Here is a 16,859-nt window from a genome sequence, read left to right as displayed (position 1 = left end):
ATGCCGAGGCCGTTGGCGGCGCCCGGGCACATGGGCGTCGACTACGAGCAACGGGTCGACTTCGCCCGCCTGCGCGACTACCGGCTCGGCCGGGCGAAGGAGTCCCTGGCGGCCAGCGAGTGCGGTGCCTTCCTGCTGTTCGACTTCTACAACATCCGGTACACGACGCAGACGTGGATCGGGGGCGCCCTCGGCGACAAGATGATCCGGTACGCCCTGCTCGCGCGCGGCAAGGACCCCGTGCTGTGGGACTTCGGCTCGGCGGTCAAGCACCACCAGCAGTACTCCCAGTGGGTCCCGACCGAGAACTACCGTGCCGGCTTCCTCGGCTTCCGCGGAGCCGTCGCACCGACGGTCGGTCTGATGGCCGACGCGGTGACGGAGATCAAGGCGCTGCTCGTCGAGGCCGGTGTGGCCGACATGCCCGTGGGCGTCGACATCGTCGAACCGGCGTTCCTCTTCGAGATGCAGCGGCAGGGCCTGACGGTCGTCGACTGCCAGCAGCTCATGCTCGACGCGCGGGTGATCAAGTCGCCCGACGAGATCGTCCTGCTCAACCAGGCGGCGGCCATGGTCGACGGCGTCTACCAGGACATCGTCGAGATGCTGAAGCCCGGGGTGCGCGAGAACGAGATCGTCGCGCACGCCAACAAGCGCCTCTACGAGATGGGCTCCGACCAGGTCGAGGCGGTCAACGCGATCTCCGGTGAACGGTGCAACCCGCACCCGCACAACTTCACCGACCGGCTCATCCGCCCCGGCGACCAGGCGTTCTTCGACATCATCCACTCGTTCAACGGTTACCGGACCTGCTACTACCGCACGTTCGCGGTGGGCAGCTCCACCCCGGCCCAACGCGACGCGTACACCAAGGCTCGCGAGTGGATGGACCGCGGGTTGGCCGGCATCAAGGCCGGCGTCGGCACGGACGAGGTCGCGGCGCTGCTGCCGAAGGCCGAGGAGTTCGGGTTCGGCAGCGAGATGGAGGCCTTCGGGCTGCAGTTCGCCCACGGCCTCGGGCTCGGACTGCACGAGCGGCCGATCATCTCGCGGCTCAACTCGATGAAGGAGCCGGTGGAGCTGCAGGTCGGCATGGTGTTCGCCCTGGAGACCTACTGCCCGGCCAGCGACGGCTTCTCGGCCGCGCGGATCGAGGAGGAGGTCGTCGTCACCGAGGACGGCCCGCGCATCCTTACCCTCTTCCCGGCCCAGGACCTCGTCGTCACCAACCCCTACTGAGTTCGAGAAGGACCTGCTCATGTCGCTGGACAAGCTCAGCAATCCGGACCTGCTCACCGATCTCTGGATCGGCGGCAAGGCGGTCCCCGCCTCCGAGGGTGGCCGGTTCGACGTGCTCGACCCGGCCACCGGTCAGGTGCTGACGACGGTCGCCGACGGCAGCGTCGAGGACGCGCTCGCCGCCGTCGACGCAGCGGACGGCGCCGCGGCGGCCTGGGCCGCGACCTCCCCTCGGGAGCGGGCCGAGATCCTCCGGCGTGCGTGGGAGCTCATGACCGAGCAGGCCGAGGACCTCGCCAAGCTCGTCACGCTCGAGAACGGCAAGGCGCTGGTCGACGCGAAGGGCGAGGTCGCCTACGCGGCCGAGTTCTTCCGCTGGTACTCCGAGGAGGCGGTGCGCGCGGTCGGCCAGCTGATGACGGCGCCGTCCGGAGCCAACAAGATCATGGTGCTGCAGCAGCCGGTCGGCATCTGCGTGCTGGTGACCCCCTGGAACTTCCCCGCCGCGATGGCCACCCGCAAGATCGGTCCGGCCCTCGCCGCGGGCTGCACCGTCGTCCTGAAGCCGGCGAGCGACACCCCGCTGACGGCCCTGGCGATGGCCCGCATCCTCGACGAGGCGGGTGTTCCCGCGGGCGTGGTCAACGTGCTGCCGGCCCGGCGGTCCGGCGCCGTCGTCTCGGCGATGCTGCACGACCCCCGGGTGCGGAAGCTCTCGTTCACCGGCAGCACCGAAGTCGGCCGGGTCCTCCTCAAGGAGGCCGCGGACCAGGTCATCAACTGCTCGATGGAGCTCGGCGGCAACGCCCCGTTCCTCGTCTTCGCCGACGCCGACCTCGACGCCGCGGTCGAGGGCGCGATGGTCGCCAAGATGCGCAACGGCGGCGAGGCCTGCACCGCGGCCAACCGCTTCTACGTCGAGGGTTCGATCGCCGAGGAGTTCGGCCGTCGGCTGGCCGAGCGGATGCAGGCGTTGCACATGGGCCCGGGTCTCGACGACGGTGTCCAGCTCGGACCGCTGGTCAATCCCGACGCCGTCGACAAGGTGGACGAACTGGTGCGCGGGGCCGTCGACGCCGGCGCGGAGGCAGTGGTGGGCGGCCGTCGTCCGGCGGACGAGAAGTACAGCGCCGGCTTCTACTACGAGCCGACCGTGCTGCTCGGCGTAGAGCCGGGCTCGCCGATCTTGGACGAGGAGATCTTCGGTCCGGTCGCGCCGATCGTCACCTTCGACGACGAGGACGTGGCGATCCGGTTGGCCAACGCGAGCGAGTTCGGCCTGGTCTCCTACGTCTACACCGGCGACCTCGCGCGCGGCCTGCGGGTCAGCGAGGCCCTCGACTCGGGCATGGTCGGGCTGAACCGCGGCCTGGTCAGCGACCCGGCGGCGCCGTTCGGGGGCACCAAGCAGAGCGGGATCGGCCGCGAGGGCGGCCACGACGGCATGCTCGACTACCTGGAGAGCAAGTACATCGCCGTCGACTGGTGACGGTGCCGGCGGGACGTGCCCCCGCGGGTGCGGGGAAATCGGGGTCTCAACGGCCGTCCAGACCCCGATTTCCCCGCGTTGATCATGTGACCAACGCGGGACGGGGTCAGGACGGCGGGGCGGCGAAGACCTCGGGGTGCTGCGCCAGCTCGATCCGGGTGCGGCGGATGTGGCCGGACAGGTACCGCTCGCCGTCCACCGGGTCCTTGCGGCGGATCGCGTCGAGCAGCAGCCGGTGCTCGCTGTTGACCACCCAACGACGGTCGGGCCCGCTCAGGAGCATGAACGCCCGGCGGTAGTGCTGCGTGGAGTTCCACAGCCGGCTGATCGTCGTGACCAGCTGCTCCGACGGGCACGCCGTGTAGGACGTCAGGTGGAACTCGCGGTCCAGGACCAGGAACTCGGTCAGCTGGACGTCGGCCTCGATGCGGGCCTGCACGTGCTCCATGTGCTCGATCTGGTCGGCGGTCAGGTGCGGCAGGCTCTCGGTGAGCGCCAGGGGCTCGAGGCGCTCGCGCATCTGGTAGACGACGTCGACCTCGTGCTGGTCGAGCAGCGGCACGCGGGAGCCCTTGTTGGCCTCGTGCTCGGTGAGCCCCTCGGCCTCGAGCATCCTCAGCGCCTCGCGGACGGGCAGCCGGCTGGTGCCGAGCCGGGCCGCGACCTCCTCCTGCCGGATCCACTGCCCGGGCAGCAGGTCGCCGAAGAGGATCGCGTCGCGCAGGTAGGCGGCGATCCGCTCGCTCGCCGCGCCGACGCCGTCCTGGAGCTCGGTCATGCGAACGCCTCCGGATCGCGGAAGTACGCCTTGCCGTCGGGGTAGCTGACCAGCTCGAACTGCATCCCCCACGGCGCGAGGAAGTAGACCCAGCGCTGGCCCTCGTGGGCGCCCCTGCTCGCCGTCGGCTCGCCGAGCACCCGCACGCCCTGCTCGTGAAGGTAGGCCACCGCCGAGTCCAGGTCGTCGACGTACAGGGCCACGTGGTGGCCGCCGACGTCGCTGTTGCGCGGCGGGACCGGATTCTGGTCGGGCGCCTCGTAGTGGAAGACCTCGAAGATCGCCTGCCCGCCGCACCGGAAGAAGGAGTTGCGCCGCATGACCGTGCGGGGATGGCAGTTCAGGTGCTCCGCCATCCAGTCGGAGTCCTCGTGGACGAAGGGCCCCAGGGAGTAGAGGTACTCGCAGCCCAGCACGTCGACGAGGAATGCGCGGGCCTCCTCCAGGTCGGGCACGGTGAACCCGATGTGGTCGACGCCGGTCATTCCGGGCAGTGCCACGTGTCCTCCAGGTGACCGCTGATTGGATCCAGTGAGTGAACACCTTGCCGTAGTGAGGGCGCCAGAGGTCGTCCTTCCTTGTGATTGGATCCAGTCCGTGGGATCGTGTGACGGCCACCACCTCTGTGAAAGGCGTTCCGATGCCGCAGCGCACGCCCCTGGATCCGGCCGTCGAATGGGTCGAGTTCGCAGCGACCGACGCCGACTGGGATGCCGCCGAACCGCACCTGCTGACCAGCATGCTCAGCCAGCTGGTGCTGATCCGGACCTTCGAGGAGTTCGTCCTCGAACTGGCAGGTGAGGGGCTGATCCACGGGCCCGCGCACTCGAGCATCGGCCAGGAGGGTGGCGCGGTCGGCTCGGTCATCGGGCTCACCAGCCAGGACACCGTCAACGGCTCCCACCGCGGCCACCACCAGTTCCTCGCCAAGGTGCTCTCGCACGTCCACCCGGAGGGCATCGACCCCACCAAGCCGTTCTCCGAGGACGTGCGGGCGGTCGTCCTGCGCAGCCTCGCCGAGATCTGCGGGCTCGACCGGGGCTTCAGCCACGGGCGCGGCGGCAGCATGCACCTGCAGTGGAAGGACGCCGGGGCGATAGGCACCAACGCGATCGTTGGCGGGGGCGTACCGCTGGCCGCGGGCTCGGCCTGGGCGCACCGGCAGGCCGGCACCGACGCGGTGGCCGTGACCTACTTCGGTGACGGCGCGACCAACATCGGATCCACTCTCGAGTCGTTCAACCTCGCCGCCGCGTGGAAGCTCCCGCTCTGCTTCTTCATCGAGAACAACCAGTACGCCGTCTCCACCAGCGTGCACGAGGCCACCGGCGAGCCGCGGCTGTCGGCGCGGGGTCCCGGCTTCGGCATCCGCAGCTGGAAGGTCGACGGGATGGACCCGCTCGCCGTCTACCTGGCGATGCAGGAGGCGCTGGCGCACATGCGCGCCGGCAACGGCCCCACGGTCATCGAGGCCGACGTCTACCGCTACTTCCACCAGAACGGCGCGTTCCCCGGCAGCTCCTTCCGCTACCGCACCCGCGAGGAGGAGGCGGCCTGGCGGCAGCGCGACCCGATCGACCAGCTGCGCGCCCACCTCGCCCGCCGCCGCATCCTCAGCAGCGCCGACGTCGACGACACGATCGCCGCGGCCAAGGCACTGATGGCCGACGTCGGCACGGTGCTGCTCGAGCCCAAGCCCGGCGGAAAGCCCAAGGAGCGCCAGATCAAGGCCGCGGAGTGGCCGGACCCGGCCTTCGTCAACGTCGGCGTCCGGGGCGACCTGAGCGAGTTCGACGACGCGCCGCTCGCCGACCGGGACACGTTCGACGGCGAGCTCGCGGAGACGAAGTTCATCGACGCGGTCGCCGCGGTGATGAACCGGCGGATGGGCACCGACGATCGCATCGTCGTCATGGGCGAGGACGTGCACCGCCTCAACGGCGGCACGAACGGCGCCACCCGGGGCCTCAAGGACGCCTATCCGGACCGCATCCTCGGCACCCCGATCAGCGAGAACGCCTTCACCGGGCTGGGCGGCGGGATCGCCCTCGACGGGCGGTTCCGGCCGGTGGTCGAGTTCATGTACGCCGACTTCATGTGGGTCGCGGCCGACCAGCTGTTCAACCAGATCGCCAAGGCCCGCCACATGTTCGGCGGTGACGACGACGTCCCCCTGGTGTTGCGCAGCAAGGTCGCGATGGGCACCGGTTACGGCTCCCAGCACTCGATGGACCCGGCCGGCATCTTCGCGACCGCCCCCGGCTGGCGGATCGTCGCGCCGTCCACGCCGTTCGACTACGTCGGGTTGATGAACAGCGCCCTGCGCTGCAAGGACCCGGTGCTGGTGCTGGAGCACGTCGACCTCTACGGGTCGACCGGCGAGGGCCCGGTCGACGACTTCGACTACTGCCTGCCGGTGGGCAAGGCCGCCGTCCGACGGGCCGGCGGCGAGCTGACGATCCTGACCTACCTCGCGATGACGAAGTACGTGCTCGAGGCCGTCGAGCAGGTCGGCGACGTGGACGCCGAGGTGATCGACCTGCGCTGGCTCGACCGCGCCAGCATCGACTGGGACACCATCGGCGAGAGCATCAAGAAGACCAACAACGTGCTCATCGCCGAGCAGGGCGCCCTGGGGACGTCGTACGGCGGCTGGCTCGCCGACGAGATCGGTCGCCGCTTCTTCGACTGGCTCGACCACCCGGTGCAGCGGGTGACCGGCGGCGAGGCCTCGCCCAGCATCAGCAAGGTGCTGGAGCGGGCCGCCATCGCCAAGAGCGAAGAGGTCGTCGAGGCCCTCCAGACCCGGGTCCGGTACTGACATGCCCGAGCTGCTGCTCATGCCCGAGATCGCCGCCGCCACGACGTCGGCGGTGCTCGCCGGGTGGCCGGTCGCCGTCAATACCCGGTTCGCCGCCTCCGACGTCATCGCCACGGTCGAGACCGACAAGGCCGTCGTCGACGTCGAGGCCGAAGCCGACGGCGTCATCCTCCGCACGCTCGTGGGCGAAGGCGTCGAGGTCGAGGTGGGCACCGCGATCGCCCTGCTGGCCCGGCCCGACGAGACGGTCGAGGACGTCGACGCCGCGCTCGCCGCACTCGGGGTGAGCTCCGGCAACGGCGGGGCGCCCGCCCCGGTGGCCGCTCCCGCCGAGGCCGCTTCCGCCGAGGCCGCTCCGCCGGCCTCCAACGGCGGGTCCCGCCGGTTCGCCAGCCCGCTGGCCCGCCGGCTCGCTGCGGAGTCGGGCCTGCTCGTGACCGACCTGGTCGGCACCGGTCCGGGTGGCCGGATCGTCCGCCGGGACGTCGAGGCGGCGCTCGCCCAGCGGGTGGCGCACGAGGAGGCCGACGTCCACGACGCCAGCCCCGCCCTGCTCGGTGCTCCGGCCCCGGCGCTCGAGGTGCCCACCGCTGTCGCGCCCCCGGAGCCGCGCGCGGCCGTCCCGGTGCCTTCGACGCAGGAGCCGTCCGGGTACACCGACCAGCCGCTGAGCCGGATGCGCAAGGCGGTCGCGGCCCGGCTCACCGAGAGCAAGGCCACCGCCCCGCACTTCTACGTGCGCGGGGTCGCCCGGGTCGATGCCCTGCTGCAGATGCGGGCCGACCTCAACGACGGCGCCGACGTGCGCATCTCGGTCAACGATCTGATCGTCAAGGCCGTCGCCCGGGCGCACCAGCTCGTGCCGGAGATGAACGTCGTCTGGACCGGCGAGGCGATCCGCTCGTTCTCCGGGGTGGACGTGTCCGTCGCCGTGGCCACGGACAAGGGCCTCGTCACCCCGGTGCTGACGTCGGTGGAGAGCCGGACGATCAGCGACGTCGCCCGTGCGACCCAGGACTTCGTGGCCCGCGCGCGGGAGGGCCGACTGCAGCAGTCGGAGCTCGAGGGCGGCAGCGTCACGGTCACGAACCTCGGGATGTACGGGGTCGAGGAGTTCGCCGCGATCATCAATCCGCCGCAGTCGGCGATCCTGGCCGTCGGTGCCGCGAAGCAGGAGGCGGTGGTCACCGACGGCCGCGTCGAGGCCGCGACCGTGCTCCGCGTGACGCTGTCGGTCGACCACCGGCCCGTCGACGGCGCCGTCGCCGCCCGGTGGATGAGCGCGTTCGTGTCGCTGCTCGACCGGCCCGTCCGCATCCTGTCGTGACGGACGCCGGCCCGGTGGAGCTCGTCGTCAACGGCACCCGGCACGAGGTCGCGTGCGATCCGGACACCCCGCTCCTCTACGTGCTGCGCAACGACCTCGGGCTGGTCGGGGCGAAGTTCGGCTGCGGGCTCGGCCTCTGCGGCGCGTGCAACGTGCTGGTCGACGGCCACCCCACGCACTCGTGCGACACCCCCGTCTGGGCGGTGGCCGGCAAGCAGGTGACGACCGTCGAAGGGCTGGGCGGACACCCCCTCCAGGGCACGTTCGTCGAGGAGCAGGCCCTCCAGTGCGGCTACTGCACGTCCGGGATGCTCGTCACGGCCGCGGCACTGCTCGAGCGCGAGCCCGAGGTCGACGACGACGGCGTCCGGCGGGCGCTCGACGGCAACCTGTGCCGCTGCGGGGCGCACAACCGGATCGTCCGGGCGGTGCTCGGCGCGAGGCCGTGCGGGCGATGAGCAGCCCGAGCCTGGAGAACAACCCGCGGCTGGACAGCTGGCTGACGATCGAGCCCGGCGGGCGGGTGCTGGTCCGCTCGGGGAAGGTCGAACTCGGGCAGGGCGTGCTCACCGCGCTGGCCCAGATCGTGGCCGACGAGCTCGACGTCGACCTGGCCCGGGTCGCCATGGTCGCGGCGTCCACGGACGCCAGCCCCGACGAGTCCTACACCGCGGGCAGCCTCTCCGTGCAGCACTCCGGCGGAGCGCTGCGGGCCGTGTGCGCCCAGGTCCGGGCGCTCCACCTGGCCGCGGCGGCCGAGGCGCTCCGGGTCCCGGCGGGGAGCCTGTCCGTCGCCGACGGCGAGTTCGTCGCGCCGGACGGTCGGCGGACCAGCTACTGGGAGCTGACCGTCCCGCTGGATGCGGACGTCGTCCCCGGCTCGACCCCGAAGGGCGCGGGCGACCACGCGGTCGTCGGGCGGTCGGCGCTCCGGCTGGACGTACCGGACAAGGTCGCGGGCCGCCCGCGGTTCATCCACGACCTCCAGCCGGCCGGGCTGCTCCACGGGCGGGTGGTGCGGCCGCCGTCGCGGGGCGCCGTCCTGCTCTCGGTCGACGAGAGCGCCGCACAGCGGGTGCCGGGCGTCGTCGCAGTCGTCCGGGACGGCTCGTTCCTCGGCGTCGTCGCCGAGCGCGAGGAGAACGCCCTGCGGGCGCTCGCGGCGCTGCAGGCCGGGTGCGCCTGGAAGGAACAGGACTCCCTGCCGCCGGAGCATGCTCTCGCCGATTTCCTCGTGTCCGCGCCCACCGAGGAGACGGTGCTCAGCGACACCGACACGGCAGCCGCCTCCGCCGCGCGATCGGTGCGCGCGCGGTTCGCCCGCCCGTACCTGGCGCACGCCTCGATCGCACCGTCGTGCGGTCTCGCCGTCTGGGAGGGCGGGCGGCTGTCGGTGTGGTCGCACTCGCAGGGCATCTACAAGCTGCGGACGGCGATCTGCCGGCTGCTCGAGCTGGCTCCGGAGGACGTCGTCGTCCAGCACGTGGAGGGCGCCGGCTGCTACGGGCACAACGCGGCCGACGACGCCGCCTACGACGCGGTGCTGCTCGCCCCGGCAGTGCCGGGTCGACCGGTGAGGGTCGTGTGGACGCGTGAGGACGAGCTGAGCTGGGGCCCGCTCGGTCCGGCCATGGTCGTGGACATCGCGGTGCACCTGGACGACGCCGGCGCCGTCCAGCGCTGGCAGCAGGACGTGTGGAGCAACGGGCACTCCCACCGGCCCGGGCCGCCCGGGGCGCCGCTGCTGGCAGCCACCCACGTCGAGGCCGCGGTGCCGAACCTGCCCGCCTCGGACCCGCCGCTGCAGAACGGCGGAGGATCCGGGCGCAACGCCGTCCCGCTGTACGACCTGCCCCGACAGCTGGTGCGCACGCACCGTCTGCAGACCATGCCGCTGCGGACCTCGGCGCTGCGGGCCCTCGGCGCGCACCTCAACGTCTACGCGATCGAGTCAGTGGTCGACGAGCTCGCCGTCCTCGCCGGGGAGGACCCGGTCGGGTACCGGCTGGGCATGCTGTCCGACGAGCGGGCACGGGCGGTGCTGACGGCGGCCGCGGAGCGAGCCGGGTGGGGGAGCGACCGGGGTCCGGACGTCGGCCTGGGTGTCGGCCTCGCCCGGTACAAGAACCGCGGCGCCTGGTGCGCCGTCGTCGCGGAGGTCGAGGCGGAGACGTCGGTGCGTGTGCGCCGGCTGACGATCGCGGTCGACGTCGGCCTGGTGGTGAACCCCGACGGGGTGGTCAACCAGATCGAGGGCGGGGCGCTGCAAGCGCTCAGCTGGACGACGAAGGAACAGGTCCGCTTCGACGCGCGCACGGTGACCAGCCGGACGTGGGAGGACTATCCGATCCTCACCTTCAGCGAGGTGCCGCCCGTCGACGTCGTCCTGCTCGACCGGCCGGCCGAGGCCTCGCTGGGCGCGGGCGAGGCCTCCATCGGGCCCACCGCGGCGGCCATCGGCAACGCCCTGTATGCGGCGACGGGTCTTCGCGTCCGCACCCTGCCGCTGACCAGCGCGAACGTCGTCGCGGCGATGGACGCGGGCTGAGGAGCCCTGCCGCTCCCTAGGCTGCCCTGGTGACGCACGAGGCAGCTCCGCCGGGCATCCGCATCCGCGTCCGGATGGGCGAGCGCGCGACCGACGAGCCGCATCGGGTGTCGAGTCCGCTGGAACTGCTGTTCGACCTGACGTTCGTCGTCGCGATCGCGTCGCTGACCGTGCAGCTTGCCCACGGCATCGCCGAGGGGCACGCACTCGGCGATCTGGCGCCGTTCTTCATGGTGTTCTTCGCCATCTGGTGGGCCTGGATGAACTTCACCTGGTTCGCCTCGTCCTACGACACCGACGACGTCCCCTACCGGCTCCTGACCATGGTGCAGATGGCCGGCGTCCTCGTCCTCGCCGCGGGTGTGCCGGCAGCGTTCGAGAACTCCGACTTCCGGGCGGTCACCCTCGGCTATCTCGTCATGCGGATCGGCCTGGTCGCCCAGTGGGTGCGGGCCGGCATGGAGCACCCCGCCGGCCGCGTGACGGCCGTCCGCTACGCGATCGGGATCACCGTCGTCCAGGCCCTGTGGCTGCTACGCCTCGGCCTCACCGAGGCGGGGGTGCTCCCCGCGGCCTCGGTGATCCCGGTCTTCGCCTGCCTGGTGGTCCTCGAGCTCGCGGTGCCGCCGTGGGCGGAGCGGACCAGGTCGACCAGCTGGCACGCGCACCACATCGCGGAGCGGTACGGCCTGTTCACGATCATCCTGCTCGGGGAGAGCGTCTTCGCCGCGTCGACCGGGGTGCAGGCGGCCTTCGAGGCGGGTGGTCTCGGCAGCGCCTTCGTGACGATCGCCGTCGGAGGGCTGGTCCTCCTCTTCGCCCTGTGGTGGCTCTACTTCCTCGAGCCGAGCGCGAGCGGCCTGGCCGACAACCGCGACCGGTCCTACGTCTGGGGCTACGGCCACTACGGCATCTTCGCGGCGCTGGCCGCTGTCGGCGCCGGCCTGGAGGTCGCCGTCGAGCAGACCGCGCACCATCTCGAGGTCGCGGCGATCACCGTCGGCTACGCCGTCGCGGTACCGGTCGGCGGCTTCCTCCTCCTGCTGTGGGCGGTCCACGCCCCGATCGTGGCCCGCCCGGTCATCCGGCCGGTGGTGATCCTCACGGCCGCACTCGTCGTGCTGCTGCTGCCTCTCACGGTGGGTCTCGTGGGGCTCGCCGTGGTCGTCTCGGCGATCGCGGGAACCGTCGCGGTGGTCATCGTGACGACCCTCCTGACGCCCGCCGCGCGACAGCCCGCGGACTGATCCGGATACCAGAGATGCGTCGAAAGTGCAGGTCGGAAGGTCGATCTACGGCCTGCCGGAAGCTCGGCCGAACAGTTTCCTCTCGGCCATGTTCATTACGGAACCGCTCGTTTACGGTGCGTGTGGACCCGGCAGTGCCGGGTCGGGGCCGGCAATGACGCCGCCCCTCCTCACCGGAAGGGTCCGGGGCGCCGGGCCCGAGAAGGGTTGTTCATGCGACCGTCCATCCGCTCGCTGGTGGCAGGCACCGCCATCGGCGTACTCGCTGTCGCGGGGCTGGCCACACCAGCTCTCGCGGACCACTCCGCCGATGCCCCGGCAGATCCCGGGAGCGCCGGTGACCTGATCATCACCGTTCCGATCAACGACTCCGCGGCCGGCGGGACGTACTACCAGCCGTTCCGGCAGGCCTACGCCGGCGCGACGCCGGACGGGACCCCGGTCTACGTCTACGTGCCGACCAACGACGACGGTGCGAACCACAGCATGGACCCGCAGTGGGACCCGAACCCGGACGACGACTTCGTCCCCTGCTCCGAGGGCACCCTCGCCGACTACACCGTCACCCAGGCCCAGATCGACTATCTCGGCGACGAGCTGAGCGACCAGATCGTCGACGTCGACGAGGCGCACTTCGGGCCGATGGACGCCGCGAACCCGGCCGATCCCTCCAGCGACTCCCTCGTCACCCTGGTCTACAACGTCCAGGACGAGAACTACTACGACTGCTCGGTCACGAGCTACACCGCCGGCTACTTCGCCCCCGACTACATCGACAGCGTCGGCATGAACGTCATCGTGCTCGACGCCTTCGACTGGGCCAACCGCGTGGGTCCGGACCCGAGCAGCGCGCCCTGGAGCGACGGCGACGCCGCCAACGACAGTCCCGAGCTGTACGAGGGCGTCATCGCCCACGAGCTCGAGCACCTGCTGATGAACTACTCCGACCCGGGCGAGCTGTCCTGGGTGGACGAGGGCCTGGCCGACACCGCGGCCTTCCTCAACGGCTACGACATGACCGGCAGCCACCTGACCTACCAGCAGGTGTTCCACCGCGAGACGTCGCTGACCCGCTGGGGCGGCGGCCTGGAGAACTACGGCGCCTCGTTCAGCTTCTTCGCCTACCTGTGGGAGCAGGCCGGTGGCAACGGGGACGGCACCCTCGTTCCCGACGAGGAGTACGACGCCGCCGGGGGTGACCTGCTGATCAAGCGGATCTTCGAGGAGCAGGCCGACGGCATGGAGGGCGTGCAGAACGCCATCGACACGTACAACACCCAGAACGGGGCCGCTCCCGACCTGCGCTCGGCGTCGGCGCTGTTCCAGGACTGGGCGGTGACGATGTACCTCGACGACGAGGACTCGGCGCTCTGGGACCTGGAGAACTTCGACCTCGGCCCGGCGTCGGGCGGCTACACCGTCGACATCGCCAACAGCGAGTTCTGGGACGACCGGGGCGACTACAAGGGCTCCCAGCCGGACTCGAAGTGGAACCGTCCGGGCCACCGCCCCGACGGCACCGCACTGCCGTTCGGCGTCTCCTACGAGAAGTTCCGCAACCCCGGCCCGCGGGTCGCGATCGACTTCACCGGCGACGCGATCACCCAGGTCGCGCCGCACACCGGGCCGAACCACTGGTGGGGCGGCTACACCAGCCAGTCGGACACGATCCTCGGACTCGACACACCCGTGGTCCCCGGGCAGACCGTGGCCTTCTGGAACTGGCACTTCATCGAGGAGGGCTGGGACTACGGCTTCGTCGAGGCCTTCGTCGACGGTGAGTGGGTGACCGTTCCGGTGACCGACGTCGCCAGCAACACGGTCGTGTCCTCCGACGACGACCCGCACGGTGGCAACACCGAGGGCAACGGCATCACCGGCACCTCCGGCGGGGAGTACTTCGTCGACGAGCCGGTGTACCGCCAGTACGCCGTCACCGTTCCGGCGGGTGCCACCGACGTCCGGTGGCGCTACTCCACCGACGCGGCCTACCTCGACACCGGCTGGTTCATCGACGACGTCACCGTCGACGGCGCCCCGGCGACCCTGTCCTCGGAGGAGGGCAACTGGATCGAGACCGACGGCGTCCAGGACAACAACTGGACCGTGCAGGTGATCTCGGCGTGCGACCTCACGCCGGGCACCACCAGCGCGGGGGAGATCACCGACGGTGCGGGCAACTTCGTCTACCGGTTCACCGGCGACTCGTTCAGCACGACCACGCTGAACACGAAGTGCGCGAACGGCAACCAGCCGGACTTCGTGGTGTCGGTGTCCAACCTGCCCACCGGTGACATCGCCGTCCTCGATGCCACGTACGACTACTCGGTGGTCAAGCGGAACAAGTAGCGCCAGCGGAACGTCGTGGGGGCCTGATCGAGTCGATCCGGCCCCCACGGTGGTCTCCGGGTCAGCGCGCGCCGGCGTCGGGACTCGGGGCGCGTCACGGCTCCACGGCGACCGGGGTCTCCGTGGCCGGGTCGGTCGGTTCCGCCGGGTCGGGGACGCAGGTCGTGGGCGTGGTCCCGTCCTCGGCGCCGGCGCCTTCCGTCGCGGTCTCCTCGGGCGGGGTGGTGACGGCCGGCGGGGTGGTGCCGTCGGTCGGGGGCGGGGTGCCGTCACCGGACGGCGTCCCCGCCGGTGTGCAGGGGTCGGGCGGGCACGGCGTCACGTCGGGTGCCGCGGGATCGACCGGTGCCGCCGGGTCGGCGGCATCCACGGGCGCAGTCGGATCTTCCGGCGTCGTCGTCCCGTCGGCAGGTGGTGGCGCTTCGGGCTCACAGGTGACCGGCGGGGTCTCCGAGGGAACCGTCGGAGCGGGCTCGGCGGGCGTCGGCGTTAGGACCGCCGGATCGGGAGACTGGTCGGCCGGCGGCGTCGCGGTCGGGGTGCTCGGGGCCGGGGCCGGGGCCACCGCCGGAGCGCTCGGGGCGGGGACCTGAGGGCCGGGGTCCACCGGCCCCGGGTCGGGCGAGGGGAGGACGGGCGCGTCGACCGTGGCCGTGGCCGGGGCCGGAACCACCGCGCCGAGGGACCCGACGACGCTGCTGAGGAGCCGTGACGGAGGCGCCGCCGAGGACAGCGCCAGCCCGGGGCCGGTCGTGTACCAGTCGTCGAAGCCGGGAGCGACGACGCCGATGGCGGGCATCTCCAGCGGTCCGCCGACGAGATCGAAGTCGAGCGCCCCGAGGGGGGAGGACTCCCTCGCGGCCGACAGTGCGCCTCCCGCGTTCGCCGTCCCCACGACGGTGGTCTGCGCGATGGCGAGCAGCGAGGCGAGCGTCAGCGCGGTCGCGCCGGCGCCGAGCACCAAGGCAGCGGAGGAGGAGCGGTGGAGCGCGCTGTATCTGGTCACGAAGCCTCGTGCCTCTTCCGGAACGGGAGTGGCTCCATCCTGCGGGGGCAGGAGACGCGCGTGCCACCGACCCGGCCCTCGGCGGGCAGGTTCGTCGGTCCAGAGAGGCGCCGTGCGGCGCGCACTCCCCGATTCCTGACCAGCCGGTTACTCGCAGTCGTCGCCGGCCCTCGGCCGGCAGGCTGTGCTCAGGGGGGTGAGGTCAGCCCTTCGGGAGTTCGGCCCAGACGCACTTGTGGTCCCCCCGGACGTCGATGCCGTGCGCGACGGCGAGATCGGCCACGACGTAGAGGCCGAAGCCGCCGAGGTCGCCGGGGCGGCCCACGGCCGGCACAGGCAACTCCGCGGTCGCGCCGTCGGTGACGACGATCAGCCACGTCTCGCCGCGATCGAACAACTCTGCGGAGATCGGCGACCGGCCGTGGCGCAATGCGTTGGAGGCGAGCTCGTCCAGCGCCAGGACCGCTCGCTCGATCGCTTCGTCCTGCGCGTCGTTCCACGGGCCCGGACCGACGCTGCTCCCGAGCAGCCCGCGGGCATCCCGGCGCATCGCCGACAGCTGGAGGTGGCCGGAGAGCTGCCAGCGCCGGCCGTCGGCGGTCACCGCCGGCGTGGCCGACGCGGCCCAGCTCAGGGCCCGGGGACGCCCACGGTCCGGGTTCGGGGACGCGGTGGGCGTCATGTCGCTCACCTCCGCGGCCTCCGCGGGAACGGAAGCGGTCGTTCCGCCGACGGCCATCGTCACACAGCAGCACATCGGCCACCCGTCGAGGAGATCAAGGGTGGGGTGGGCGGGGTGGCACGTCCGGCCCGTGCCCCGAGCATCACCAGGAACGCCAGATCCGGGGCGCGTGACGTACTTGCCGAACAGCGTCGGGGCGCGCTGGACAGCCGGATCCTCCTCGAGCAGGCGACGGGCATGCCGATGGTGTGGTGGACCGCCGTTACCGGCCGTCTGGTGCGCCGAATGGCCCCCGGATAGGCTGGTTTCGTCGCTCATGGAGTGGGCGCGTTTCCTCGCCCGGGACCCGGCGAACCACATTCCCAGGACCGATCATGGCTGAGAACCATCCGTCGATGAACGGTGGCCGGCCAGACGCGATGGCGATGATCCGGCCGCGTCAGGAGGTGGCCGAGGTGCACGCGTCGCCGCGCCCCGACCCCGTGGGATCGCCGTTGCCGCAACCCAGGGCCCAGCGGGCGCGGGGCTACGGAGGGGAGGCCCACCACCGGGAGTGCGCCGTCCATGGCGAGCAGCCTCCGCAGTACCTGGAGTTTCCGGTGCCGACAGGCACGCGTCGCTACCGACTCGTGCGTCATCCCCGCACCGGCCTCCCCGCCCGTGACCCCGGCGGGGCCCTGGTGTTCATCCCGGTGCGAGACGGGTCCGGGGCCGAGCCGCCTGATTCCCGATGAGCGGGGGCTGAGGTCACGCCACGGCGTCAGCTGCCGAACGACACGTCCTGGGTGTCCGAGACGCCGGCGGTGCGGCCCGGTGCGGCGTGGTACTGCCAGTAGAGGTTCGTGTGTGCGATGACCTGGCCCGGCGGTGGGGCACCCCACTCGCTCAGGTCCTCCGTGGTGTGCGCGTCGGCGACGAGCGTGACGTCGTAGCCACGGGTGAACGCGCCGTGGATGGTGCTCCGGATGCATGCGTCCGTGGACGCGCCGGTCACGACCAGGCGCCCGACCCCCGCGTCCGCGAGCACGCCCTCCAGGTCGGTGTCCTCGAAGGCGTCGCCGAACGACTTGTGCACCACCGGTTCGGGCTCCTGACGCACCAGCTCCGGCACGTACTGCCAGGCGTCGCTGCCCTTCACCAGGTTCTCCTCGTCGGAGTGCTGGACCCACACGACGGGCACGCCTTCGCTCCGGGCCCGGTCGACGAGCGTGCCGATGTTGGCGACCACCTCGTCGCGCTCGTGCGCCTGGGCGGTGTTGCCGTTCTGCACGTCGATCACCACGAGGGCGGAGTTCGGCCGGTCGGGCAACGTGGTCATGACGATGTCCCCTGCTCGTGGGCTGTTTACTGGAGGACCACGCTAGGGGGAGCCA

The 16,859-nt window shown here is 71.6% G+C and carries 13 protein-coding genes; 8 read left to right on the top strand and 5 right to left on the bottom strand.

The genetic code is table 11. The annotated features are described in order from the left end of the window. Both E4P38_RS07605 and E4P38_RS07600 read left to right on the top strand, forming a co-directional pair. On the top strand, positions 1 to 1,239 hold the full coding sequence (locus E4P38_RS07605; protein ID WP_135131150.1) for a Xaa-Pro peptidase family protein: 1,239 nt from the start codon (positions 1 to 3) through the stop codon (positions 1,237 to 1,239). A 19-nt stretch (positions 1,240 to 1,258) separates the two neighbouring features. Next, positions 1,259 to 2,728: an NAD-dependent succinate-semialdehyde dehydrogenase gene (locus E4P38_RS07600; RefSeq protein ID WP_135131149.1), complete on the top strand. Its 1,470-nt coding sequence runs from the start codon at positions 1,259 to 1,261 to the stop codon at positions 2,726 to 2,728. Between the two features lie 106 nt (positions 2,729 to 2,834). On the opposite strand, the gene E4P38_RS07595 is transcribed toward E4P38_RS07600, so the two are convergent. Together E4P38_RS07595 and E4P38_RS07590 are read right to left on the bottom strand one after the other, a co-directional pair. Then, positions 2,835 to 3,506, bottom strand: coding sequence for a GntR family transcriptional regulator (locus E4P38_RS07595; RefSeq protein ID WP_135131148.1), 672 nt, complete (start codon positions 3,504 to 3,506; stop codon positions 2,835 to 2,837). Further along, the gene (locus E4P38_RS07590) at positions 3,503 to 4,006 is read right to left on the bottom strand and encodes a VOC family protein (protein WP_135131147.1); all 504 of its coding nucleotides are present in this window, start codon (positions 4,004 to 4,006) and stop codon (positions 3,503 to 3,505) included. The genes E4P38_RS07595 and E4P38_RS07590 overlap by 4 nt, the downstream gene beginning before the upstream one ends. 140 nt (positions 4,007 to 4,146) lie before the next feature. On the opposite strand from E4P38_RS07590, the gene E4P38_RS07585 reads away from it, so the two are divergent. The 6 genes from E4P38_RS07585 (at position 4,147) to E4P38_RS07560 (ending at position 13,798) form a co-directional block, all read left to right on the top strand. Further along, complete coding sequence (locus tag E4P38_RS07585; protein WP_135131146.1) at positions 4,147 to 6,327, top strand: alpha-ketoacid dehydrogenase subunit alpha/beta; 2,181 nt, start codon at positions 4,147 to 4,149, stop codon at positions 6,325 to 6,327. 1 nt (position 6,328) lies between these two features. Beyond that, a complete protein-coding gene (locus E4P38_RS07580) occupies positions 6,329 to 7,654 on the top strand; it encodes a dihydrolipoamide acetyltransferase family protein (RefSeq protein WP_135131145.1) in 1,326 nt (441 codons plus the stop codon). After that, the gene (locus E4P38_RS07575; RefSeq protein WP_209308987.1) at positions 7,651 to 8,112 is read left to right on the top strand and encodes a (2Fe-2S)-binding protein; all 462 of its coding nucleotides are present in this window, start codon (positions 7,651 to 7,653) and stop codon (positions 8,110 to 8,112) included. Before E4P38_RS07580 ends, E4P38_RS07575 begins: the two co-directional genes overlap by 4 nt. Continuing rightward, a complete protein-coding gene (locus E4P38_RS07570; protein ID WP_135131144.1) occupies positions 8,109 to 10,202 on the top strand; it encodes a molybdopterin cofactor-binding domain-containing protein in 2,094 nt (697 codons plus the stop codon). Before E4P38_RS07575 ends, E4P38_RS07570 begins: the two co-directional genes overlap by 4 nt. Positions 10,203 to 10,231: 29 nt before the next feature. Beyond that, positions 10,232 to 11,449, top strand: coding sequence for a low temperature requirement protein A (locus E4P38_RS07565; protein ID WP_209308986.1), 1,218 nt, complete (start codon positions 10,232 to 10,234; stop codon positions 11,447 to 11,449). A 213-nt stretch (positions 11,450 to 11,662) separates the two neighbouring features. Beyond that, positions 11,663 to 13,798 (top strand): hypothetical protein, encoded by a 2,136-nt coding sequence (locus tag E4P38_RS07560; RefSeq protein WP_135131143.1) that lies wholly within the window; start codon positions 11,663 to 11,665, stop codon positions 13,796 to 13,798. Between the two features lie 94 nt (positions 13,799 to 13,892). Here E4P38_RS07560 and E4P38_RS07555 read toward each other — a convergent pair whose 3' ends face one another. From E4P38_RS07555 to E4P38_RS07545, 3 genes are all read right to left on the bottom strand, one after another. Continuing rightward, positions 13,893 to 14,804 carry a hypothetical protein gene (locus E4P38_RS07555; protein ID WP_135131142.1) on the bottom strand — a complete coding sequence of 304 codons (912 nt, stop codon included), beginning with the start codon at positions 14,802 to 14,804 and terminating at the stop codon, positions 13,893 to 13,895. 202 nt (positions 14,805 to 15,006) lie between these two features. Further along, complete coding sequence (locus tag E4P38_RS07550) at positions 15,007 to 15,486, bottom strand: ATP-binding protein (protein ID WP_135131141.1); 480 nt, start codon at positions 15,484 to 15,486, stop codon at positions 15,007 to 15,009. A gap of 760 nt (positions 15,487 to 16,246) precedes the next feature. Next, positions 16,247 to 16,804: a cysteine hydrolase family protein gene (locus E4P38_RS07545; protein WP_135131140.1), complete on the bottom strand. Its 558-nt coding sequence runs from the start codon at positions 16,802 to 16,804 to the stop codon at positions 16,247 to 16,249. Positions 16,805 to 16,859: the final 55 nt, after the last annotated feature.

It is taken from the genome of Blastococcus sp. CT_GayMR16, from assembly GCF_004570875.1.
Taxonomy (GTDB): Bacteria; Actinomycetota; Actinomycetes; order Mycobacteriales; family Geodermatophilaceae; genus Blastococcus_B.
Note: the sequence above shows the minus strand (reverse complement) of the source record. Positions and strands in the feature narration are given on the sequence as shown.